At 67.0% G+C, this 23,396-nt stretch carries 21 protein-coding genes; 1 reads left to right on the forward strand and 20 read right to left on the reverse strand.

Annotated features, from left to right (window positions below; all coding sequences use genetic code 11):
* Positions 1-14 precede the first annotated feature (14 nt).
* The 7 genes from BA062_RS27000 to BA062_RS27030 form a co-directional block, all read right to left on the reverse strand.
* A complete protein-coding gene (locus tag BA062_RS27000; RefSeq protein ID WP_308191222.1) occupies positions 15-1,505 on the reverse strand; it encodes an aldehyde dehydrogenase family protein in 1,491 nt (496 codons plus the stop codon).
* 11 nt (positions 1,506-1,516) lie between these two features.
* Positions 1,517-2,188 carry a sigma-70 family RNA polymerase sigma factor gene (locus BA062_RS27005; protein WP_110341449.1) on the reverse strand — a complete coding sequence of 224 codons (672 nt, stop codon included), beginning with the start codon at positions 2,186-2,188 and terminating at the stop codon, positions 1,517-1,519.
* A 51-nt stretch (positions 2,189-2,239) separates the two neighbouring features.
* Positions 2,240-2,560: a ferredoxin gene (gene fdxA / locus BA062_RS27010; protein WP_110341451.1), complete on the reverse strand. Its 321-nt coding sequence runs from the start codon at positions 2,558-2,560 to the stop codon at positions 2,240-2,242.
* The gene (locus BA062_RS27015) at positions 2,548-3,621 is read right to left on the reverse strand and encodes an NAD(P)/FAD-dependent oxidoreductase (protein WP_110341453.1); all 1,074 of its coding nucleotides are present in this window, start codon (positions 3,619-3,621) and stop codon (positions 2,548-2,550) included. Before BA062_RS27015 ends, fdxA begins: the two co-directional genes overlap by 13 nt.
* A 109-nt stretch (positions 3,622-3,730) precedes the next feature.
* Positions 3,731-4,714 (reverse strand): R2-like ligand-binding oxidase, encoded by a 984-nt coding sequence (locus BA062_RS27020; RefSeq protein WP_110341455.1) that lies wholly within the window; start codon positions 4,712-4,714, stop codon positions 3,731-3,733.
* Between the two features lie 81 nt (positions 4,715-4,795).
* On the reverse strand, positions 4,796-5,902 hold the full coding sequence (locus BA062_RS27025) for an NDMA-dependent alcohol dehydrogenase (RefSeq protein ID WP_009156912.1): 1,107 nt from the start codon (positions 5,900-5,902) through the stop codon (positions 4,796-4,798).
* Positions 5,903-6,091: 189 nt separating this feature from the next.
* On the reverse strand, positions 6,092-7,492 hold the full coding sequence (locus tag BA062_RS27030; RefSeq protein WP_199542760.1) for a sensor histidine kinase: 1,401 nt from the start codon (positions 7,490-7,492) through the stop codon (positions 6,092-6,094).
* Between the two features lie 38 nt (positions 7,493-7,530).
* Between BA062_RS27030 and BA062_RS27035 the strand changes: the two genes are divergently transcribed.
* Positions 7,531-8,199, forward strand: a complete 669-nt coding sequence (locus tag BA062_RS27035; protein ID WP_110341457.1) for a response regulator transcription factor — start codon at positions 7,531-7,533, stop codon at positions 8,197-8,199.
* A gap of 12 nt (positions 8,200-8,211) precedes the next feature.
* Here BA062_RS27035 and BA062_RS27040 read toward each other — a convergent pair whose 3' ends face one another.
* From BA062_RS27040 to BA062_RS27100, 13 genes are all read right to left on the reverse strand, one after another.
* Positions 8,212-8,424, reverse strand: a complete 213-nt coding sequence (locus BA062_RS27040) for a hypothetical protein (RefSeq protein ID WP_110341459.1) — start codon at positions 8,422-8,424, stop codon at positions 8,212-8,214.
* On the reverse strand, positions 8,421-9,776 hold the full coding sequence (locus tag BA062_RS27045; protein ID WP_110341460.1) for a peptidylprolyl isomerase: 1,356 nt from the start codon (positions 9,774-9,776) through the stop codon (positions 8,421-8,423). Before BA062_RS27045 ends, BA062_RS27040 begins: the two co-directional genes overlap by 4 nt.
* The gene (locus tag BA062_RS27050; RefSeq protein ID WP_233520112.1) at positions 9,773-11,989 is read right to left on the reverse strand and encodes an MMPL family transporter; all 2,217 of its coding nucleotides are present in this window, start codon (positions 11,987-11,989) and stop codon (positions 9,773-9,775) included. Before BA062_RS27050 ends, BA062_RS27045 begins: the two co-directional genes overlap by 4 nt.
* Before the next feature lie 119 nt (positions 11,990-12,108).
* Positions 12,109-13,404, reverse strand: a complete 1,296-nt coding sequence (locus BA062_RS27055) for an MlaD family protein (protein ID WP_009156918.1) — start codon at positions 13,402-13,404, stop codon at positions 12,109-12,111.
* Between the two features lie 13 nt (positions 13,405-13,417).
* Positions 13,418-14,683: an MlaD family protein gene (locus BA062_RS27060; protein WP_110341464.1), complete on the reverse strand. Its 1,266-nt coding sequence runs from the start codon at positions 14,681-14,683 to the stop codon at positions 13,418-13,420.
* Positions 14,680-15,999 (reverse strand): MlaD family protein, encoded by a 1,320-nt coding sequence (locus BA062_RS27065; RefSeq protein WP_009156920.1) that lies wholly within the window; start codon positions 15,997-15,999, stop codon positions 14,680-14,682. The genes BA062_RS27060 and BA062_RS27065 overlap by 4 nt, the downstream gene beginning before the upstream one ends.
* A gap of 5 nt (positions 16,000-16,004) precedes the next feature.
* Positions 16,005-17,252, reverse strand: a complete 1,248-nt coding sequence (locus BA062_RS27070; protein ID WP_245960023.1) for an MlaD family protein — start codon at positions 17,250-17,252, stop codon at positions 16,005-16,007.
* Positions 17,253-17,284: 32 nt separating this feature from the next.
* Complete coding sequence (locus BA062_RS27075; RefSeq protein WP_110341468.1) at positions 17,285-18,715, reverse strand: MlaD family protein; 1,431 nt, start codon at positions 18,713-18,715, stop codon at positions 17,285-17,287.
* Entirely contained in the window at positions 18,712-19,941 is a 1,230-nt protein-coding gene (locus BA062_RS27080) for an MlaD family protein (protein WP_110341470.1), read from the reverse strand. Before BA062_RS27080 ends, BA062_RS27075 begins: the two co-directional genes overlap by 4 nt.
* A gap of 4 nt (positions 19,942-19,945) precedes the next feature.
* A complete protein-coding gene (locus BA062_RS27085) occupies positions 19,946-20,806 on the reverse strand; it encodes an ABC transporter ATP-binding protein (protein WP_009156924.1) in 861 nt (286 codons plus the stop codon).
* A gap of 36 nt (positions 20,807-20,842) precedes the next feature.
* Positions 20,843-21,727: an ABC transporter permease gene (locus tag BA062_RS27090; RefSeq protein WP_232285490.1), complete on the reverse strand. Its 885-nt coding sequence runs from the start codon at positions 21,725-21,727 to the stop codon at positions 20,843-20,845.
* Between the two features lie 16 nt (positions 21,728-21,743).
* Complete coding sequence (locus BA062_RS27095; RefSeq protein WP_009156926.1) at positions 21,744-22,607, reverse strand: MlaE family ABC transporter permease; 864 nt, start codon at positions 22,605-22,607, stop codon at positions 21,744-21,746.
* Positions 22,608-22,748: 141 nt separating this feature from the next.
* The gene (locus BA062_RS27100; protein WP_233520111.1) at positions 22,749-23,084 is read right to left on the reverse strand and encodes a hypothetical protein; all 336 of its coding nucleotides are present in this window, start codon (positions 23,082-23,084) and stop codon (positions 22,749-22,751) included.
* Between the last annotated feature and the right edge of the window lie 312 nt (positions 23,085-23,396).

Genomic DNA, 23,396 nt, shown 5'->3' on the forward strand with positions numbered 1-23,396 from the left:
CTTGGCTCTTGGGATCAGTCGAGGTTCAGCCACACAGACTTCGTCTGTGTGTAGCCGAGCAACGCTTCCTCGCCGAGATCGCGTCCGTAGCCGGACGCCTTGAAACCGCCGAAGGGCGCGGCGGGGTCGATCATGTTGTACATGTTCACCCATACCGTGCCCGCATCCAATTCCGCTGCGACGCGGTGGGCCCGCCTCACGTCGTTGGTCCACACGCCCGCGGCCAATCCGTAGGCGCTCGCGTTGGCACGCCGAACCGCCTCGTTCTCGTCGTCAAACGACAGCACCGACAGCACCGGCCCGAAGATTTCCTCAGCCGCGATGGACATGTCGTCGCGGACCTGGGTGAACACGGTCGGGCTCAGGAAATTGCCGTTAGCCAGTACACCATTCGGGCGGTCACCACCGCACACCAGCGTCGCGCCTTCGCGCAGCCCCGACTCGACATACCCCTGCACGCGCTCCAGCTGTTTCGGCGAGATGAGCGGGCCCATCTCGGTGTCGTCGGCCAGTCCATGACCCAGTTGGATCGCTTTCGCCGCCGAAGCCAGCTCCTGTACCAGCTCGTCGTGAACGTCGCGATGCACGAACAGCCGTGATCCGGCGCAGCACACCTGCCCTTGGTTCATGAAGATCCCGGTCAGCGCGCCTTGTGCCGCGGCGGCAAGGTCGGCGTCCGGAAAGACGATGTTCGCCGACTTCCCACCCAGTTCCAGCGTCAGCTTCTTCAGGTGTGGCGCGCTCGCGGTGACGATGCGCCTGCCGGTGTCCGTCGAACCAGTGAACGAGATCTTGGCCACGCCGGGGTGATCGATCAGCGCCTGTCCCGCCTCGGGCCCGTAGCCGGTGACCAGGTTCATCGCGCCGGGAGGCAGCCCAGCCTCGAGTGCCAACTCCACCATCCGCAGGGCGCTCAACGAGGTGAACTCGGACGGCTTGAGGACGACGGTGTTTCCGGCCGCCAGCGCCGGTGCCACCTTCCACGATGCGATGAGCAACGGGAAATTCCAGGGCACGATCGCGCCGACGACGCCGAGGGGTTCCCGCCGAGTATAAACCAGTGCCTCTCCGACCGGAGGAGAGACCGGCACGGTTTGCCCGGTCAGTTTCGTCGTCCAGCCACCGTAGTAGCGCCAGACCTGCGCCGCGAGCGCGACGTCGACGTACATCGACTCGGTGAACGGCTTTCCGTTGTCCAGGGTTTCGAGCGTCGCCAATTCCTCGGCATGGGCGTCCAGTATCGTCGCGATGTCGAGCAGAACATGCCCGCGGGCTGCCGCGCTCATCGCTCGCCATTCTCCGAAGGCCGACTGCGCCGAGGCGACCGCCTCGTCGACGTCGGGCTTCCCGCCGGCCGCAATGCTGGTCAACGTCGCACCGGTCGCGGGGTCCTGAGTCGTGATCTGGCCGTTCCCGGTCGCACTTCGCTGCTCCGCACCGACCACGATGCTGTCCGAAGCCCTGCCGAGAAATCGCTGGACGGATTCCGGAACGTCAACGGTCATTGTTGTCATCGTCAACTGCCTTTCTCTCCTCCGGACGGTGCCGGCTGCACGCGACGCCGCCCATCCGCAGATCCGCCAATCAACTCGCCAAGACGACGAATCGCCCGATACTGCAGAGCACGCGCCGCACCGGGTTCGCGGTCCAGTATTCTCGCGGTCTCGTTGACCGAAAGATCGCAGAAGAACCGCAGCACAAGACACGTCCGCTGGTCATCGGCGAGTAATCCCAGGCACCGGATCAGTTCCGCTCGCGCGATCCCGAGAATGACGAGCTCCTCCGGCGTCTCGTGACCGGAGGCGTCCGGAAGCTCGTCGACCGTGACCTCATGCCGCACGGACCCGGACTTCGTGTGGTCGAAGATGATATTGCGGGCGATGGTGAGGAACCACGCGCCCGCATCTCGTCCCCGGTACTCCAGCGAGTTGATTGCCCGCAGCGCCCGCGCGAACGTCTCGCTGGTGACGTCCTCGGCTAGGTGCCGATCGCGGACACGGGATAGGGCAAAGCGGTGAACGCTGGTCGCGAATCTGTCGTACAGCACGGCATACGCCGACGCGTCTCCTCGTTGAGCCGCACGAACAAGCACCCAGTTGTCAGCGGACAGGTCCACGACATCACCGCCGGCCTGTCCGTCATCGGCGGCGCTGCGTGCTCCTCGTTGAGCCACAGCGGTTGAGCCCACACTCACTCCTCGTGATGCGGCATCGCGATCGCGACGCACCTTCGACCTTGACTAGTCCTCCTTGGGAGGGAGCGTTTTCACGAACTCGGTGTCGGGTATCGGGGTATCCACTTTGGTCGATCCTCCCGGTGACCCGATCCCCGTAAACGCCTGCTGCGCCGACTCCTGGAATGGTTTCCATTCCTCGTCAACGTGTTGTGCGGGACGGATGGCCTCTACTGGGCATACCGGCTCGCAGGCCGCGCAGTCGATGCATTCCGTCGGGTGGATGTACAGCATCCGTTCGCCCTCGTAGATGCAATCGACCGGGCATTCCTCGATGCACGTCATGTCCTTGACGTCGACACACGGCTCGCCGATCACGAACGCCATCCTGCGACCTCCTTGCTTCGCGGCTGTGCAGAATTTCCCTCGGGCGCCAACGGTTCCGACGCGGGCACGAGATCACTCGAATGCCCGGGAGCAAGAGTCGCGTCCGGATTCAACTCGACGGCAGCGTTGTTCACGGCGAGCGCCACCTCGCCGAAACCGACGGCGATCAATTTCACCTTGCCCGGAAAGGTCGCCGCGTCCCCAGCGGCATAGACGCGCGGCAGATTCGTACGCATCCGGGTGTCGACGCGGATGGCCCGCCCCTCCATCTCAAGGCCCCACCCGGCGATCGGGCCGAGGTCCATCAGAAAACCCAGTGCGGCGACCACGACCTGAGCCTTCAGCTCCCGCGCGCCGTCCTCCCCGCGCACAGTGACGTCCACGCTCTCCACGCTGTCGTTACCACGAACCGCGGTAACGGTGGCGTCGAGCACCAGGTGGCACGGACTGTCCTTCACCTGCGCGACCGAATGTTCGTGCGCCCGGAACTGCTTGCGACGGTGCACGAGGGTGACCGACCGGGCACGCGGAACCGCGGCCAGTGCCCAGTCCAGCGCCGAGTCGCCACCGCCCACCACGACGACATCCTTGCCGTCGAACACCTCCAGCTGCGGGACGAAGTAGCAGAGCCCGCGCCCGAGAAGCTCCTCACCTGCTGGTAGCGGACGCGGGGTCACCGAACCCACTCCGGAGGTGACGATCACGGCTCTCGTGTTGACGACGACACCCGAGGAGGTCGTCACCCGCCAGCCATCGGCAACTTCCCGGATGTCGCTCGCCTGCTGAGACAACAGGAATCGGGGGCCGAACGGTTTCGCCTGCTCGAGGAGGTTGCGGATCAGCTGCTGCCCCTGAACAGCGGGCAGGCCTGCGATGTCGTAGATGTTCTTCTCGGGGTAGATCGCCTGTACCTGACCACCGGCCTCCGGTAGCGGATCCACCAACGCCGTGGTAAGCCCACGAAAACCCGCGTAGTAGGCACCGAACAAGCCCACGGGCCCGGCGCCGACGAACAACACGTCAACGGTGACCTCGCCAGCTGGCGCGGTTGTTGTGCCCATCTCTTGCTGCCTCGATTCTGGTGACCTTGCCGACGCGAACTGTTCGCCCGGGTCGGGTCTCCGCCCCCGGACGAACAGTTCCACGGAACAGTGCTCGGAGCGCGTCGGCTCAGGACACGGCCGCAAGCGACTTCGCCACGGCCTTCTCGTCCTCCTCGGCGAAGGTGTCCTCAAGCTGCATAGGCGAGTAGTCCTCGTCGATCTCCTCGACGGGGCGGCCCCGTGCCCCCTCGATCGACTCCAGCCGACGGTTGATCTTGTCCATGCCATAGTCGGTCATCTCGTCGAGATCGATACCGAACGGGGCCCGCGCAGCTTCGAACTGGTCGAACAGCTTCACGATCAAACTCATCGCTGGCTCGATTAGTTCCTGCATCCGCTCCTCAACGACCTCCCAGGTCCGCTCGTCCGCGGCGACGTGACGGCGGCACGTGAAGGTACCCCACGCCATGTGCCTGCGCTCGTCGTCGCCGATGTACTTGATGAGCTGCTGCATGCCCGGCAGGATGTTCCTGCTCGCGCATACCTTCGCCCATCCGAAGTAGCCGGTGAGGGCGAGACAACCCTCGACGACGTGGTTGTAGGTAATCGAGGCACGCACCTGCGCCGCGGGCGACGGGTCCTTCTCCAAGGCGTACAGGGACTTGGGCAGTTCCTCGGCGAAGATTGTCTGGTATGGCTGGCTGTACTCCACGTACTCATGCAGGTCCGTGCCGAGCCCGACGGCGTCGAACCACAGTCGGAAAGACTGCATGTGCTTGGCCTCTTCGAAGGTGAACTGGGTGAGGTAGGCCTCGTCGGCCAGCCGTCCCTCTGCCGCCATGGCCGCCATGAACGGCTGGAGGTCCTGAGCGACCGACTCCTCCCCGGCCATGAACTGTGAGGCAAGGATGCAGGTCAACTTCTTCTCGTCCGGCGACATCGCGGCGAAGTCCGCGGCGTCCTGCGAAAAGTCGATCGTTTCCGGGTCCCAGAATTTCTTGTTTCCCTTCCGGAACAGCCGCATAGGGAAGGATTCCATGCGTAGGCCGCCCTCACAGAGGCTGCCATACCCATTCCGCTTACCGTGCTGGATGACGCGGTCGATTGCCATGTCACATCCTCGATTCGAATACACGCCGGATAGGGCGGGAATAACTTGGCGACGATAACTGTTTCTGTCGACTTAGGAGTTTCAGAAGCGGATCATTCCGCGGATGTTCTTTCCGTCACGCATGTCCTGGTATCCCTGGTTGATGTCCTCCAGCTGATACTCAGCGGTCACCAGTTCGTCGAGCTTGAGTTGGCCGAGGTTGTACAACTCAAGCAGTCGCGGAATGTCATGCTGCGGATTCGAGGATCCGAACAGCGCGCCCCGGATCTGCTTCTCGTAGAGCGTGAGTTCGAAGAGGTTGCCGCTCATCGTGTGCTCGTCCGGATGGCCGATCGCGGTGACGATCACACGCCCACGCTTGCCCACCAGACTCAAAGCGGGCTCGATGTAGGAGCCCTCGGCGACGTCGGTGGTGAGCACGCATACGTCAGCGAGCTGCCCGCGGGTCAACTCGCTGACCACGTTCCACGCTTCGTCCATCGACTCGGCCGTGTGCGTGGCCCCGAACTCGCCCGCCTTGGCACGTTTGTACTCGACCGGATCAACGGCGACGATGGCACGCGCGCCGGCGGCCCGTGCTCCTTGGATGGCATTGACACCGATGCCACCGGCCCCGACCACGACGACCACGTCGCCGGCACGCACTTCGCCGGCCCGGGTGGCGCTACCGAATCCGGTCGTGACCCCACACCCGACAAGGGCGGCCTTCTCCAGCGGAAACCCTTCGTCGATCTTCACCACCGAGGCGGCGGGCACCACCGTGCGCTCGGAAAAGGTACCCAGCAGGCACATCTGGCCCGCGTCCTCGCCGCGAGTATGGAACCGGTAGGTGCCGTCCAGCTGCGGCCCGAGGATCACCGCGCCACCCAGATCGCAGAGGTTCGTCATGCCACGGGCGCAGTAGGAGCACTTGCCGCATGCCGGGAGAAAGCTCAAGACAACAGGATCGCCTTCGGCCACCTCGGTCACGTTCGCGCCCACCGCCTCAACGATGCCGGCGCCTTCATGTCCACCCACGACCGGGAACGGGATCGGGATGTCGCCGGTGACGAGGTGCTCGTCGGAATGACACAATCCGCTGGCGGCCAGTTTGACCTGGACCTCACCCTCGTTCGGCGGGTCGAGGTCGATCTCTTCGACCTGCCACTTCTCGTTGAGGCCCCACAAGACGGCGGCCTTGGTCTTCATCGACATCGTCTCCTTCGACTCTGAAGGGCTTCTTCCCCCAGCGTATGGGGAATGCGCACCCGGCAATACGGGCCATCCGTGCCGCGAGTGGCCCATGAAGGCCACGGACAGTGTGGGCCGCGCAAGATCGGTCGAGGCCCAGTTGGTCTGGGCGCACCATCGCCACCCCCTGGCGCTCGTGGTGCGGACCTATGGGTGAGGCGACTGGGTGGGTGGGCGACCAGCCAGCGTCCGCACGGGCAATGTCACGCGCACGGCCAACCCGCCTCCGGCGGCCTCCTGAAAGTCGATCGTGCCGTTCAGCGCCTGGATGATCTGGTCGACGATCCACAGGCCGAGACCTGCGGTGCCTCGTTCCTGCCCGGCCTGCGCGAACTTGGCGGTGAGCTCGACGGCGCGGTCAAGGGGCATTCCCGGCCCTCGGTCGGCGATCTCCAGTGACAGCGAGCCTTGGTCAAGGTTCGCGATGACACTGACCGGCTGGTCACGGCCGTGGCGGGATGCGTTCTCCAGCAGGTTTGTGACGACCCTGCGGACGAGCTGGGCATCAAGTTGGGCGTGGGCGTTCGATGGCGAGACGATCAATCGAAGTCGTTCACGCGGCAGGCCAGCAGCGTCAGCAGCCATGAGTATGAATTCGTGCACGTTCACCACCCGAAGGTGCCCTGTGCTGAAGGCTGGTCGCCGGCTGGCTGCGACGTCGGCCAGCGCGTTGAGCATGGCCGACAGGTGCTCGACGTGCGCGGTCAACAAAGCGAGGCGGGGGTCGGCGGACTGCGCCGTGCCACCGGTCTCCCGCGACAGATCACGGACCAGCGCATCCAAGGATGTTACAGGTGTGCGGAACTCGTGGAGGATCACGCGCAGCCCAGTCTGCTGCGCGTCGTAGGAGGCCGTCAGGCGAGTCCGGAGATCGCGCTCTTCGTCGGCCACGATGCGCGCGGCGGCGGTCTCCGCCTGAGCTAGGCCGCGGGCGCGTTCGGCGTGCTCGTTCAGCAAGACGAGCCCCGAGGCGAGCGCACCGGTGAAGAGCAGGTACAGCGCCCACCACACCCCGGCTAGGAGGCGATCGTGGGTTGGGCCGCTCGTGGGGTTCACCGTCAGCGCGATTGTGACGAAGCAGCCGCCGAGCAGCAGGGCCACTCCCAGCGTGCTGATAAAGGACAGTCGGGCAGCCGCGGCGACGATGACCAGAAACAGGATAGACACCGCTGGGCTTTGCGCGCCGCCGGATGACGCCACGATCCCCGACGCCAGCCCCGCGTCCAGGACGGTGATGATCGCAGCCGGCACTCGACCCTCGACCTCCCAGGTGGGATGTCCCAACATGACGGTCGAGTAGACCGTCGCGATGCCGACGAGATACCATGCCGCCGCCGTGTGCTGGACGAACGGGCTGGACCCCACCAGCAGGAGCACCGCCGCTGAGAGCACGACGCCGACCCGGACCCAGACGGTGATCAAACCGACCGGACGCAGCGTGTCGCCAGGATCCGGCTGCCCCGCCAGGTACCGGCGTGACCGAGGCGCTCGCCACCAGCTCATCGCGGTAGCGGGCACCTGCGTCGCGCCCACGTGGTCGTCTGGCATCTGAACCCCACTGGTTACAGTCGTATTAAGGTTAGGCCATGGATGGTGATAAGCTGGTGGTGGTCATCGTCGACGACCACGATCTGTTCACACAGGGCTTGGCTCTGTTGCTGGAGAGCCGGGTCGGCGATCGTATCTCGGTCGCAGGGTCGACCAGCCGGCCGGAGGAAGCGGCCGCGCTGGTCGGTTCGACTGGCGCCGGTCTGGCGATCGTCGATCTCGCCATGCCGCCGATCGGCGGCGTGGCGGCAGTCCGGCACATCAAGTCGCGCCATCCGGACACCAGGATCTTGGCGCTGTCGGGCACCACCGATCGGGGTTTGGCGGAGGAGGCATTGTTGGCGGGCGCCGACGGTTACCTGTCGAAGTCCGCGGACCCCGACACGCTCGTCGCCCCATTACTAAGCGTCGCGGCCGGTTTCCGAGTCGTCGAACCAGATCTGTTCACCGCGCTGCTGGATGGCATCCGCCGCCCGCCGGAAACGATTCTCCAGAGATTGGATACCGAGGAGATGCGCCTGTGGGGCTTGCTCGCGCGGGGCGCCGAGACCATCGAAATCGCCGAACGGATGCTGGTCTCCGAGCGTACGGCCAAACGCATGATCGCGGCCCTGTTACACAAGCTCGACGTCGGGAGCCGCGCGGAAGCCGCGGGACTGGCTGGATACTATGGGCTGATCGACCGGCCCAAGGATACGGGCGTCTGAGACATGCCGGCATCAAGGTCCCCACAAGGCCAGAACGGACAGGACGACGAAGGCAGCCGCCACCACCTGTGCGGCGACCGCACCCCGGCGCAGCACCCGCGCGCGGCGGGCGCGTTCCCGGGCACCGAGCGCCGCAGGTACCGCCGTGTCGGCATTCCGCAAGCCCCACCGGCCGAGCAACACGAGTAGTACCGCCAGCACGAGCAGGGGACCCGCCGTGCTCACCGGGGACCCCCTTGCCGGGGCGGCTGACCGGGTTCGGCTGGCTCCTGCCCTTGGGGAACCCCGAGCTCACCCGGCTGCACGCTCGGCGGAGCGTCCGGGGATGCGGGCAGGTAGGCATCGGCGTACTGGATGTCCGCGTCGCGGATTCGCTCGGCCAGCCAGTCGCGCCAGGTTTGGAGCTTTCGTTCCAGTTCGAGTTGCTGCTTCAGCGGGTCGCGCACCTGGTCGAACCTCGCGGGCTCGGCCGGGGTGATTCCGGTGACCATACCGACGTTCCAGCCGAACTTGTTCTGCACAGGGCCGAAGTGCTCACCCCGCCCAGCGGCGAAGGCTGCCTTGGCGTAGCCGGGCTGAAGCTGGTCCCGGGTCACGGTGCCAAGGTTTCCACCGTCGCTTCGGGTCGCGCTGTCAAGACTACGCTGTCGGGCAAGCGTGTCGAACGATGCCCCGCTGCGGAGTTCGGCAACGATCCGGTCTGCCTCGTCTTTGGTCCGAACGACGATGTTGGCCAGTTCCCGGCGCTCAGGAGTCCCCAGCTGATCTTTTCGTTTGCTGAATGCCTCACGGATTTCCTGGTCGCCGACCTCCGGTGTGTCCTTGGTGACCGTGTTGAACAGCTGGTCCATGGCCAACTGCTTCTTCACCTCGTCCAGGACGGCTCGTTCCGACGTGCCCGCGTTGCCCAGCGCCTGGACGAACTGGTCGCGACCTTGGGTGCCTTCGCCGAACTGCTGGGTGACGAACCGGCTCAACGTGTCCCGGGCCGCCTTGTCCGCCACCACGATGCCGTGGTCCCGCGCCGCCCTGTCGAGGAGCAGGCTCACCGCATAGGCCTTGGCGGCGTCGCGCCGGAAACGGTCCAGCCTGCCGGGCTCCTGCGGTGGCTCGATACCGTAGAGTGCACGCCATGTGTCGGTGACTTCGCCTAGGTCGTCAACGGTGACGACACGATCGTCGATCCGGAAGGCGGCATCGTCCGGCAGTTGCTCACCAACCCACCAGAGGTAGCCGCCCGCGCCACCGCCCGCGAGCAGCAGCGTCACGGCCGCGACTGTCCGCGCCTTCCGGGTCCGCGGGAGCCTGATTCGCCTGAGGAGGCCGCGCAGGCCGCCCGGCTCACCGTCGGCGTTCCGCTCGGCATCTACGCCGTCCGCACCGCTGTCGTCGTTGTTGGCGATGTCGCGGTCTTGGCCACCCGTGCCCTGGGTTCCTTGCTCTCGCCGCTGGTCCGGCGAGCAATCCTCGGCGACGTGGGTGTCCCGGTCCGTGCCCGAACGCTCTGCGTCGTTCTCACGCGTATCAGCATCCTGTTCCTTGGCATCCGTCACGTCGGATGTCTGCCGCTGCTTCATGATCCACCTCCTGGCGTGGTGACGGATACGGGCGGAGTGGTCGCGGTCGCTGGGCGACGATCGCTCCGCCGGAGGGGCTTCACGGTAAGCCAGACGACGCACGCCGCGGCTCCGAGGGCGAGCAGCACCGATGCGGCGAGCAGCAGACCGAACTCCCGGACCGCCTCGAGCTGGGACACGGCGAGCACCGCGTACCCGACGGCCGATGTCGCCGTGGCCAGCAACACGGAGGTGCGCAGCGCGGCGTTGCCCCGTCGCACCGCTTCGGCGAGCAGCACGGTGAACTCGCACCCGACGGCCGCTGTCAGGGAACCCAGCGCGGCGGTGATCGGGGTCAGCGGAACCCGTGCCACCCACAGGGCGGCGAGGCCGACCCCGGTTGCGAGGGTGGCGGCGGCGACGGCGCGCGCGGCGTCGCTCCTGCGGCGCAGGCCGATCAGGAGCACGCCCCCAGCGGCGAGGATCCCCGCCACATTGGTGATGACACGGTCGGAGGAGACAAGTTCATGCCCGCGGACCGCAGCCATCGGCAAGCCGGTCAACTCCACCCGGTACCCCGTCGGGGGCGGTGGCAGGTTCCTGGCGACGTCGTCGCGCAGCGTCCGCAGCTGGTCGAGGTCGTCCATGCGCACACCGAAGCTGAGCACAGCTGCCCGCCGGTCGTCGCGGAACACCGAGCCGGTGAGGTACGGCGGCAGCAGCCGGGTCGCGGCCTCGATCTGCGCGGCGGACGGCGACGACCCGAGGAAGGGAAGCAGGGTGGCGGGCGAGATGACCGGCCGGAGCTGGTCTCCGTGCCGTTCGACGATCATGCTCTGAGCGCTGTGGGACCAGCTGACGGCCTGGGGTGCGAGCACGTCGGGGCCGCGCAACACCACCGCCACCTCACCGGAGGAGCCGATGACCGATTCCACCTTACGCGCGTCCTCGAGGGTTTCCAGCCCTGCGGCGAAGTTGCGGAAGTCGCTGTCGAGTCTCAACTGCGGCAGCATGACCCAGCCCGTCGCCGCGACCGCGACGGCGAGCAGCGCGGCAGCAGCCCGGATCGGCCAGGACGCAGCGGTGCGGGTAGCGGGCCGACGGTCGCCGCGAGGCTCAGCGTCAGCCCGTGACACCGCGCGCACCAGCACCATACCCAGCGCGGCGGCGAGCAGAACGCCGAAGGCCAGCGTCAGGCCGAGGTCCCGGACGAGGGGTAACGGGGACAGCGCCAGGGTGGCGAATGCCGCCGCGGTCGCGCTGGCGACCACCAGCACGACGCGACGCCGGGCGTGCTGCGCGAAGTAGGTTGGATAGTAGCTGCCGATGCCCAAGAGCACGGGAAGGAAGGCGACCACGCCCAGGGACAGGGGCCGGTCTAGCCACCCGAACGTGGCGACCGTGAGCGCCACCGCCACGGTGGTCGTCACCACGGGCAGGAGCCGTCGTCGCACACCCCGGGTCCAGGGGATGAGCAGAAAGCACGCGGCGACCGCCACCACCGCGATCCCCCCGATCACAGGGATTTCCCAGCGCACCTGACTGGCCAGATCCGAGGTCACCGTGGGAACGCCGGAAACGATGGCACGCTCGGCACCCACGGTGTCGCGGGCCGCCGAGACGGCATTCCGGACGCTCTGCACGAGCCGGTCGGTGCCGTCCTGGTCCAGCCCCTCGCGTGGCCGGATCAGCACGGCGACGGCCCGGTCGGACGGGACCATGAACCGCCACTGTGGTTTGGGTTGCCCGTCCGGTGTGTGGAGGACCGTCTCAACGAAGCCGGGGTTGCGCAACGTGGGCAGCCCAGCCGGAAGCCCTTGCACCAGGAGTGCCCCGTACCGGGCGTCGAACTCGGCCGCCGTCGCGTCTCCGCCTCGGGCGCGGAGGGCGTCGCGTCGTCCCGCGAGCTCGGCGAGCAGGTCCTGCACCCGGCCGGCGATCTGGTTGAGCGTGGTCGCGGGGCCGTAGGTGGCGGCGACGTCGGGTAGGCGTGACAGCTGGCCCTCCAGCTGCAGCAGCGGCAGCAAATGTTGCTGGTCGAGCAGCTCACCCGGCTGGCGTGACTCGAGCAGGACCACGACGGGGTCCCCGCCGAAGTCGGACGCCGCCGCCTGCAGCTCCTGCAGCGCGGGGTCGTCGTGTGGCAGGAAGGACTCGACACTGGTCTCCAGGCGCACCTGTGCCAGCCCGCCGATCAGGAAGGCGACCACGAGCAGGGCGCCCAGGATGGTCACGGCGCCGCGTTTGGTCCGGTACCGCGACCACCGGGGGCGCCGCTTCTCCGCTGGCGCATGGGAGTGCCGACCCCAAGGCATGGGCAGTCGGAGCCGGAGGCGTGGAGGACGCGGCCTTCTCATTTGTTATCACGCTGCACGCGGGGGTACTCGCCGTCGAACGGGCCCGGGTTGGCCGCCTCCCCCGGTGCGGGGTACGGGTTGTACTTGTCCAGCAGGGGGATCTGGTTGAGGTTGAGCGGGTTGCCCCGGACGCTCTGCTCGTTGACCGGCGGGAACGTCCGCAGCCAGCGGCCGTTGGTGTCCCCCCGTGCCATCGACTGTGCCATGTTGGCGAACATGCTGGCGACATCGGGGCCGTAGGGCCGCAAGTAGGCCAGCATGGGGTTGACGTCGGCGAGCGCCACGTCGAGGGTCGGCAGCAGGCGCTGCGCGTCGGCCGCCACCGCGGGGACCCTCGTGAGGGTGTCCGGCGCGGTGTTCAGCACGCCGTCCAGGGAGGGCAGCAGGCCGCGCAGGTCGGCGGAGGTCCGCGGCAGTTCCCGCAGTGCGGCACTGAGGTCGGGGGCGGCCGTACGCAGGTTCTGGGCGATGGGTGCCAGGCTGGTGGAGAGCCGGTCCAGGTCGTCGGTGGCGGCGCTCGCGCTGTCCAGGACCGGTGGTAGTCGACGGAGCACCGCCTCGATCTGGCCGGCGCCGTCGGCGGTGGTACGAGTCAGGGTGTCGGCGTCGGCGACCAGCCGGGCAATCTGTCCTTGGCTGGTGTCGAGCGCGGCCAGCAGGGTCGCCGTCTTCCCCGTGAGTTTCGACAGATCGTCGCTCTGGGCGGACAGCGCGGCCAGGGCGCCCTGTCCCTCCCGGCCGAGGTAGCCGAGGCCGGTGAGCGCACGGGAGATGTTCTCGCGGCTGCCTTCCGTCGCCCCGCCGAGGGAACGCACCGCGCTTGCCAGCGCCTCACGGGTGGGCTGGTCGAGGCTGGCCAGAACATCGTTGAGCTGCACCGGCGGCTGGCCGGCTGAGTCCGGCAGGGTGGCGCCGCTGGGCACCGGCGCGCCGTCACCGTCGCTGATCTCCAGGAAGGTCTCCTCGACCAGGGTCTTGTTCCGGACCCGCACCGTGGCACCTTCGTGCACCGGATACTGGTTGTCCAGTTCCATCGTCACGCGTGCCCGCTCCCCGGCAGGGCGAACCTCGGCGACTTCGCCGACCCGGACGCCGGCGACCATCACGTCCGCGCCGGGCACCAGGTTCGCCACCCGGGGAAAGCTCGCCGACAACTGGTAGGCCGAGCGTTGGAAGGGAAGCCGCCCGCCCGAGTTGTCCCAGAGATAGCCGAAGATCACGGCGCACACGGCGACGAAGACGATCAGGACGGTGAGCCGGATGGCCGGCAGCACGGAATGCGAGATTCTCATGGTGGTCGACCGCCTAGCGTGGTGTCGGGCTGGACAGGATCTCGGCGCCCGGGAGCGGCAACGTGCTGGGCGTCACCTGGAGCAGGCCACGCAGGATGCCGCCATTGGCGTCGTGGAGGCTGGTCACCGAGTTGGTCTGGTACACGAAGGCTCCCAGGTCGTTGAGATAGGGGAGCAGGGAGGCGGTGATCGGCTCCAGCCGGCTGGTGGTGTGCCGCAGGTCGGGCAGGAGGGCGTTGACGTCAGTCACCAGGGGCCGCAGGTCGTTGACGACGGGCCTGGCCTTGGTCACCACCGGGTTGGCCACGTCCACGGTCTCGCCGACGCGATCGACGGTGGCGGTCAGCCTGCGCAAGGAATCCGGGAGCGTGCCGGAGGCCTGCCGCAGGCTGTCCAGGACCGGATCGAGCTGGTCGCTCAGGGCCTGCACGCTGCCGGTGGCGCGGCCTAGCTCGTCGGTCACGTCGGGCAGCTGGGCGAGCGCCTCGTCGATGGCGTCACTCTGCTCTCCGGCCGCGGCCAGCGTGTGCTGCAGGTTCCTCGCGAGCTCGGCCAGGCGCTGGTCGTTCTCACCGACGGCGCTGGACACCTGAGCGAGTGCGGTGACCAGTTGCGCGAGCTTGTCCTTGCGGGTCTGCAGCTCGACGACGACGGGTTTGAGGTCACGCACGACGCGGTCGGTGGCGGACAGCCCGCCCGGCAGTGCCTCCGGCGCGTGGGCCAGTGCCGTGTCGGACTCGGTGAGCAGCGCGGTCAGGGCGCTGCGGGTATTCGTGTCGAGGTGCGCGAGGACCTCGTCCGCTTGGATGGGCCGCTGCGACTGCGTTGCCGGGATCATGTCCCCTTCGGCGAGCGGCTTGCCGGGCGGGCCACCGGGATCGATCTCCACGTACATCTCGTTCATCGGGCTCTTGGGCCGCAGCACCGTCCGGGCGTTGTCGTAGACGGTGTGACCGGGTTCGATCGAGAGTGTCAGCTCCGCCTTGCCGTCGTCGGAGACCGAAGCGGACTCGATCTGCCCGACCTGCACACCGGCGATGCGGACCTCCTGTCCGTTGCCGGGGCTCACGGCGGGCGCGTTGTCGAACTCGGCTGTGAAGACGAACTGATCCTGCCACGGCCAGGTCGTGGTCCCCGATCCCTGCTGACTCAGGATGTATCCGCCGGCGCCGAGGCCGAGGGCCACCAGAACGGCCAGCGTGAGCACGTTGCGTCCCAGGCGCGGCTCGTTGCGCACCCGCTGCCACGTCTTGCGCAGGCGGTGCCGTGTGCCGCTCATCGTGGCTCTCCCTTCCCGATGCCGGTGAGGTTGCGGAACAGCTGTTCCAGGCTGATCGGCAGGCCGGCGAGCGTGCCTGGGGCGACTCCAGGATGGAACGCGATCGAGGCGCCGTTGGCGTCGGTCATGGAGGAGGCCCGGTCGACATTGGCGAACATGTACGCCAGCTCCTGGTACAGCGGCCTGTCTCCGCCGGTGTCCGAGTAGGGCCCGGTGCCGTGGTAGGGCGAAAGGACCGTGGCTTTGACCGGACCGTTGAGGCGGTCCAGCACCGGGCCACGCACGTCGTCGAGCACGGGCGTGGCGTCGCGGGCGGTGGGCACCAGCCGCTCCACGACGGGCCTGGCATCGACCAGCAGGTTCTTCAGGTCGGTCACCAACGGGCGGGCCTTCGCCAGTACGGGATCGGCATGCGCCAGCGCGGTGTCGAGTTCCGCCGCGACGGGGCGCGCCGGGTCAGCGGTGTCCCGCAGCCGGATCAGCGTGCCGTCCAGGCGGCGCAGCCCAGCGTTCGTCGAGTCCAGGGTCCGGGGCAACGTCGCGAGCGCGTCCGCCAGGTCGGCCGAGCGCCGCCCCAGCACGGTGCCCAGGGTGTCCAGGTCACGCACGATGGCGTCCAGTTGCCCTGGCTGCTCGGTCAGCGTCCGCGCCGTCGACTCCAAGCCCCCCACGACGTGAGTGAGGTCCGTTGCCGGGCGCGTGCCCCGGGCGGCGTCGAGTACGGTGGCCGCCGGGTCCAACGTGCCTGGGGCATCGGCGAGGAGCCGGTCCAGCGCGGCGCGGCCACGTTCGTCCAACGTGCGATCCAGCGAATCAACGGCCGACGTCGCGGACTCCAGCGTGTCGGGTGGCAACGCCCGGGTGACCTTGTCGAGCTCCACTGGGACCTCCGTTCGCGCGACCGGGATGGTGCCGCCGAAGTCCCCGGGCTGCCCTCCGGGTACGAGATCGAGGTAGTACTTGCCACCCAGGAGTGTGGCGGGGCGGATCACCGCGGACGGCGCGGAGCGGAGCTTGCCCGGAATGTCGCCGTCGACCTTGACCTCGACTCGCGCGGAGCCGTCGGACCCCGGTTCGACGGCGGTGACCTTGCCGACCGGGACCCCGGCGACCTTGACCTCCGTGACGTAGGGACGAAGATGGTAGTCCCGGGCGAAGTGGATCGCGAATGTCGTGCCCGGCTTCAACGTGGTGAGAATGGGGTCCTTGTTGAACAGGCCGACGCCGACCACCAACGCTACGACGATGAAGACCAGGCCGAGTCGGAACGGGGAGCGCCGGGCCCGTGCGAGCCTCTTCCGCGGATTCGATTCCATCTGTGTCACCTCGGTCCCAGCAGTGTGCTCTTGTCTCGTGCGGCCTCGCCGGGTGCCGGGTACGGGTTGCGCGCAGTCAGCGGGTCACGCAGGCCCCGCACGATGCCGGTCGCGGTGCTCGTCCCGACCGGCGGTGAGAAGCGCAGCCAGTGGCCAGCCGCGTCACCCTGATGCAGGGCGTCGGTGGCGTGGGTGAACCACAGCGAGATCTCCGGGGCGTAGGGCGCCAGAACGGCCAGGGGTTGCTGCGCCGAGCCGACCGCCTCCCGGATACGCGGCGCCACCGGGCGCGCATCGGTGAACGTCCGGGTCAGGCCGTCCACCGCGGGCATCGCCTGCCCCGCGACACCGGGCACCTTGTTCAACGGCGGAATCCCTTCTCGCAGCACGCCGCGCACATCGGGGGTTGCCTGGCCGAGCGCCTGTGCTCCGGGCCGCAATGCCGCCGCGGCGGCCTCGGTGTCGGCCAGCGGCCGCCGCAGGGCCTCGAGGCTGCCGCGGACCTTGGTCAGCGTGTCCGGCGCCTTGGTCAGCGCGTCGGACACCGGCCTGGCGTTGTCGACGGCGACCGAGCGTAGGGTGGTGTCGAGCTGGCGCACAAGGTTGCTGAGTTGCTGCTCCCGGCCCTGGAAGCGGCCGCTGAAGCGATCCACGGCCTGCAGTGTCTGGACAAGGTCGGCACCCCCCTCCGTGGTCAGCGCGCGCGACACGGTCGCCAGGTCGGGCAGCTCGGTCGGCAGAGCGGCCAGCGTGTCTCGCAGGTCCTGCGTATGGCCTGCGACACCGCCGCCTGTTTCCCGGAGCGTCGAGCCCAGCGCCTTGCGGGTGGGCTCGTCCAGCACGGCGAGCAGGTCCGACAGTTCCTGGGCTCCGGTCGTTTCCGAGGCCGGGATGACCTCCCCGGGGTCGACCGCGCCGGCTTGTGGTGAACCGGGGTTGAAGGCGACGTACTTCTGGCCGAGCGCGGAGCGCGCCCCCACCGATGCGGTGACGGCCGTCGCGTTGCGGTAGATGGACCGGTGGCCATCGAACCTCAGCTCGACGACTGGCTTGCCGTCCACCAGGGTGATCTCGCCGACCTGCCCGACGCGCACGTCGTTGATCCGCACGTCATCCCCGCTGCGCAAGCCTCCGACCTCAACGAACTCGGCGCGCACCACGGTGCGCGGCAGACCGGGTATGCCCTTGTTCGCAGTGATCGCGACGCCAACGGAGGCCACGAACACCACGAGCACCACGATTCCGGTGAGCACCGAACGCCGGCGGCGCTTGCTGTTGCTTGCCATCATCGACTTCCTCCCCCGATGAGGAACTGGACGAGTCCCTGCTCCTGCTGTGGGTCGAGCCCGGTCACACCTGCCTTGGGGTCCTGTTCGGTGGAGAGCAGCCCACCGAGGATGCCGCCGTCCCCGGTAAGGCCGGGTACCTGCGGCAGGGGCAACGGCGCACGGTCAGGCTGGGGTGGTGTTTCCGGCGGTCGTTCGGAGGGCGGACCTTGCTGCTGCGCGGGTGGCGCGCCGTTGGGCGTGGGCACGGCCGCGCCGAGCAGATCCGGACTGACGACCAGCATCGCGCGGAAGTAGTGTGAGATGCCATCCCGGCCGTTGGTGGTCAGTGCCCAGTTACGGATGAAGCCGAGCACGTTGCCGAGGTTGGCGGTCAGTTCACCGACGACCGGACGCAGGTCGCCCACCGCCGACCGCAGGTCCGGACCGGCCTGCCGAAGCTGGTCCACCACCGGCCTGGCCTCGTCCAGCAGGCGCTGAGCGTGCTCGAGGACGGGGTTGGCGTGCGCCAGGGCGGGATCGGCGGCGTCGGCGAAGCGCTGGATTTCGGCGCTGATCGCGGCGAGGTCGTCGGTGGTGGGCCGGATCGCCGCGAGGGTCGGCGTGGTCTCGGCGGCGGTGCCGGTGAGCTGGGCGAGCGTCGCGCGGGCCGTCGCGAGGGTCTCTGGCAGACGCCGCAACGTCTCGGTCAGTTCCCGCCGTTTCGTGGCGGTGGCCGCGGTGAGCTTTCGCGCCGAGGCGACCAGCCGGTCGAGGTTGGCTCCCTGGTCGGCGGCGAGAGCGCTCGCGACAGGCTGCAGCTTGTCCACCAGGCTGCCGAGCAGCTGGTTCTGGTCCCGCAGGACACCGGACAGGGCCGTGGTGTCGTTCATCGACGACTCGAGGGCCCGGATGGTGGCGTCGACATTTCCGCCGTTGCCACGGATACCTTCCCCGAGCATGGTCACCAGCGCGGCCAGCGACCGTCCGGTGGGGTCGTCGACCGTGTTGAGCACCTCATCGAGGTCGGCCTGCGCGCCGGTTTGCCGCATCGGGAGGACATCGCCATCGCCGAGTACCGGCGCGTCGGGGCTTCCCCGATCCAGCTCGACGTAGCGCTCGCCGAGCAGGCTCACTGGACGGATGGTGGCCCTGGCGTCCGTGTGCACGGGAAGGGCCTCGCTCTCCAGGCTCAGCACCACGGAGGCCTTGCCGCCCCGCACATCCATCGCCGCCACCTGGCCGACCTTCACGCCACTGACCTTCACCTCGTTGCCGACCAGCAGAGGACTCGCATCGGCGAAGCGCGCGACGATCGTGGTCTGGCCCGGCTCGCTCTCCTGGTCAATGCCGACTGTTCCCGCTGTCACCCCGAGCACGGCCACCGCGACGACGGCGAGAATCCGGCCACGCGGTAGCCGACGAGGCACCTGGTTGGGCTGCTTGCTCATCGCACTCCACCTCCGGCGGCATCCACCCAGGGCTGGTCGACCAGCGAACCGGGCGCCGGTGTCAGGTCCTTCTTGTAGCCGGGGGGGACGATGCCCGGATTGACGTTGACGCTGCCGAGCCCGGCCTGAACGTAGATCCGGGCGTAATGGCCGTTGGTGTCATAGTTGGCGTTCGCGGAGCCCCAGTTCGCGGCCCATCCGGCGATCTCCGGGGTGTAGGGCCGGAGAAAACTCAACGCGGGAGTGAGGTCCCCGACTAGTGAGTTGGCGCCCGGCAGTACCCCATGAGCGCTGTCCAGCAACCCCGGGGTGTAGCGAAGCAGATCCCGCGCCACCGCCAGTGTTGGCCGCAGTTCCGCGACGAGCGGGCGCAGGTCAGCCAGCACCGGCCTCAGGTTCCGGGCCACCGACGGCAACTTGTCGGTAGCGGGTTTCAGATCCTCGAGCAGCGGAACCGCCTTGTCCGCGACGGAAGGGACCCGGTCCAGTGTCGTCTTCGCCGTGTCCAACGTGCCCGGAAGTTTGTCCAACGCCTCCGCCACCGCGTGCTTTTGCTGTGCGGTGAGACGGGTCGTGGTCGAAACCTGCTCGATGATATTGCGGATGGCCTGCTCGCGGTTGACGAGCGTGGACACGATGCCATCCAGTTGGGTGATCAGTTGCTTGATCGCCGGACCGTCACTGCCGACCGCCCGCAGAACCTCACCCAGGGCCTCCAGCGCCGGCCCCGCCGACCGCAACGTGTCACGGAGGTCCTCTTCGTTGCCGTCCACGGACTTGTCAAGCCGCCGGATCAGGGAGGACAGGTGCTCTCGCGTGGGCTCATCCAGTGCCGCGAGGACCTGGTCGACCTCCATCGGCGTAGGCATTTCCCCTCGAATCATTCCTCCGTCCGGGATGACGGCGTTCCCGGCGGGCCCGTCCGCGACGGCGACGATACGTTCACCCAGCGCCGCCTTCCACTCGATGGTCACGACCGCACCGTCGTGCAGCGGAGCGTGGTCGTTGTTCATCGCCAACGTGACCCGGGCCTTGCCGTCCTGCACCGCGATGTTCTCTACCCTGCCCGCCTCGAAACCCTTGACGTGAACTGAGCCGCCTTCGACGACGTTGGTGGCTGATGCGAGCACGACGTCGACTCGATAACCGTCGTCCCTCCCCAGCACGAAGCCAGCAACTCCGAGAACGACGACGGCGACGACGCCGAAAGCCAAGATGCGTCGCATCGAGTCAGTCCATTCCCAACGGTCCAGCGGAATCTCCGGAGAGAAACTGCCGGACAAACGGGTCCTCGGACGCGAATGCCTCCTCGGCCTCGCCGTAATGCACCACCTGTCCCTGCCAGATCAGGCCAACATAGTCACTGACCTTCCGCGCGGTCCTAATGTCATGCGTGACGAGAAGGTAGGTCCCCTTGTGCTCGTTGTGCATTTTGAGGATGAGGTCGTTGAGCAGGCTGGTACGCACCGGATCGAGACCGGAATCCGGTTCGTCGAACAGCACGACCTCGGGATCCAGCACGAGCGCCCTCGCGAATCCGGCCCGCTTGCGCATCCCACCCGAAACCTCACTGGGTAGTTTCGCCATTGCCTTCTCCAGCCCGACCTCCTGGAGCCGACTCACCACAATTTCCTCGATATCCGACTCGTCGAGATCGGTGTGCTTACGCAGCGGGAAGGCGGTGTTGTCATAAATATTCATCGATCCGAAAAGTGCACCGTCCTGAAACAGGACGCCAAACTTCTTGCGCAGGTCGTAGCGTTCCTTCTCGCTGATTTGCCAGATGTTCTTGCCGAACACGACGATCTCTCCGTCATCCGGCTCCAGCAGTCCTACGAGGTGCTTCAAAAGTACGCTTTTGCCGGTCCCTGAAGGTCCCAGGACGGTCGTGATCGCGTCATCGACGAAGTCGATGCTCATTCCGTTCATCACCCGGAAGCTGCCGAACGACTTGACGACATTCCGCACTTCCATCGAGTGCCGCAGCTGTCCGTTGCCGTCTCGACGCACCTGATCGCCGGCAGGCAGGTTCCCCGCATGGGGAAGTTGCGTCGTCGGCTCTGTCGCCGTCGAGGGTGACACAAAGGACATCGTCAACTCCTTGCCGTAGAGGGACCTGGCTCAAGATCAGTTCGCGATCGGCGCGTTGGGACTGAGGCCCCAGAACAGTTGGGTGCCCAGCACTCCGATCACATGCACCAGCACCATGTTCAGCATCATGGACTTCGCCGTACTTCGGCCCACACCGACGGACCCGCCACTGGCCGTGTAGCCGTAGTAGCATCCCACGAACACGACGGCTGTTCCCATCGCCATCACTTTGACAAGGGAATACAGCAGATCGGCGGGATTTTGATAGAGCCAGAAAATGAAGCTGTATCCGCCTTCGGACACCCCGCCCAGCATCTTCACCGTCGTGAGATACTCACCGATGTACATGATGCCGAGTCCGACGATGTAGAGAAACGGAAGCGCGAGCCACGCCGCGACCACCCTGGCTCCGACCAGGTAACTGCGCGATTTCACGCCCATGACTTCCATCGCATCGATCTCGTCCGAGATACGCATGGACCCGATTTCGGCTACAAGGCCGCATCCGACCTTCGCGGAGATGATGTATCCCCACATGTAGGGCGCCATCTCGCGGATGCCACACCAGGCGTTGAAAATACCAGAGTATAACGGCGCGCCGATTTGTTTCAGCGTGTAGTTGCCCTCCAAGCCGCACTCGTATCCCATGACGAACTGCATCATCCAGATGATCAATCCGCTTGACAGGATGAGCACGCCACATTGGTGGAACACCTCGGTCGGGTAATGACGCAAGTCAGGTAACGCGCGAACCACCTGCCAGGAGAACCGCGCGATGTCACCACCGGTCGTCACCGCCTCCTTGATGGACTTGACGATACTGCCCGGGGAGACGATGACATCGGCCGGCTTCGGAGGACGGGCTCGTGAACGGCCAGCCTGCGTGCCGGTCTCTGTCGGTCGTGGCATTCCGCTACTCACAGGGTCCACCGCCTCATCACTTGAAGACAATCATGTCCGGGTTCACACCGAGGATGATCGCGGTGAACACGGCATTGACGATCCAGATGGTCGCGAATGCGATGACGACCGCCTGGTTCACCGCCTTGCCGACACCGATGGGGCCGCTCCCCGGGTTCATCCCCTTGTAGCAGCAGACGACGCCTATGATCATGCCGAACAGCGACGTCTTGACCACGCTCGCCCAGATATCGGTCGTTGTCGCATTGTCGAAAAAGCTCGCCACGAAGGCGCTCGGATTCGCCTCGAGAATAGGGACGGCCGCGATGTATCCACCGACGACGCCGAATACCAACGCCACGATGTCCATCAATCCCGTGATGAGCGTCAGCGCGACAACTCGAGGCACCACAAGCGTCCGGATCGGATCGACGCCGAGCACTTCCATGGCGTCGATCTCTTCCCGAATACGGCGCGCACCGAGGTCGGCGGTGATGGCGGTGCCCATGACTCCGGCGATGATCATCGCGTTGATCCACGGCGCGAACTCGCGCACGCTCGCCATGATGAAGAACGAACCCAGACGCTCGGGAATGCCGAACAGATAGAAGATGTTGCCACCTTGGAGGCCAGGTGCGCCAAGTCCGAATGCGATCGTGGAAATGATCATCGGAATTGAGCACAACCTCAGCGTGAGGAACATCTGGTCCCGGACCTCGCCCCAGTAGCCCATCGGGTGGCGAATCGCCGAGTACAGAACGACACCGAGTAGCCGCACCATCTCGCCGGCCTGCTCGAACGGCTTCGCTACCGACGAACCCAGACCACCAAGTGTGCGCGTTTTGGCTTCGGGCTCGCGCGACGGCCGCCGCGATGACACCGAGATGTCGGTGGAAGTCAAAGCCGCTCCTATGATTCAGACGTGTGCCGATGCTGACGACTTGGGCAGCAGACATGGCCGGAGCTGCCCGGCGGCGGGGGGCTTGCCAGGCCGTCAACCCGTACAGGATCGACGAACGCGAGGCTCACATGAGGTAGCCGACTACCTTCGGCTGCCCTGCAGAAAGCCGACGGCAGCTCCGGTGATCAGCGAGGCCGCCACCGTCAGAGCGATCTGCGCCGGATCACCGCCGGCGGGGCCGAGCAACACCAGCGGCAACATCAGTAAATAGCTGCTCATCGCGGCCACCGCGCCGTGCACGATGGGAATGCGCGCCCTGCCGACGCGGCGCGCCGCCACCACGAAAGCAACCAATGCCACGAGTGGAAGCCACAGCTGAGACAATGCTGGAGTCCAAGCGGCGACGAGCGGATGCGCAAGACTTCCCAGCAGCAGGACGGTGAATCCCGTAGACGCGCCACGTACCGCGAGCGGCATGTCGATGACGTCCCCAGGCGCTCGCTGCCCGGCTCCTCCTTGACCGGAGCCGCTTCGGCGGGTCCGCTCCGCATGCTGGCGGCGAACCGACGTCACACCCATGTGATCAAACCTCTCTGTCGCGCGGCGCTGCGCAGTTCCCGTTCGACGCCGCAGGCACGACCCGAACGCGGTGAGAGTATGCCGTGGATCACACGGCACGTGTGGGCCAACACTGGTCCGAACGGGCCAACGAACGAAACGGAGAGCCCGCCTGGGGTGCCAGACCAAAGGCCCCGTCACTGGCCTGGGGACTGTTCCAAAATCTTGTTG

The sequence above is a fragment of the Prauserella flavalba genome, assembly GCF_003202235.1.
GTDB lineage: Bacteria > Actinomycetota > Actinomycetes > Mycobacteriales > Pseudonocardiaceae > Prauserella_A > Prauserella_A flavalba.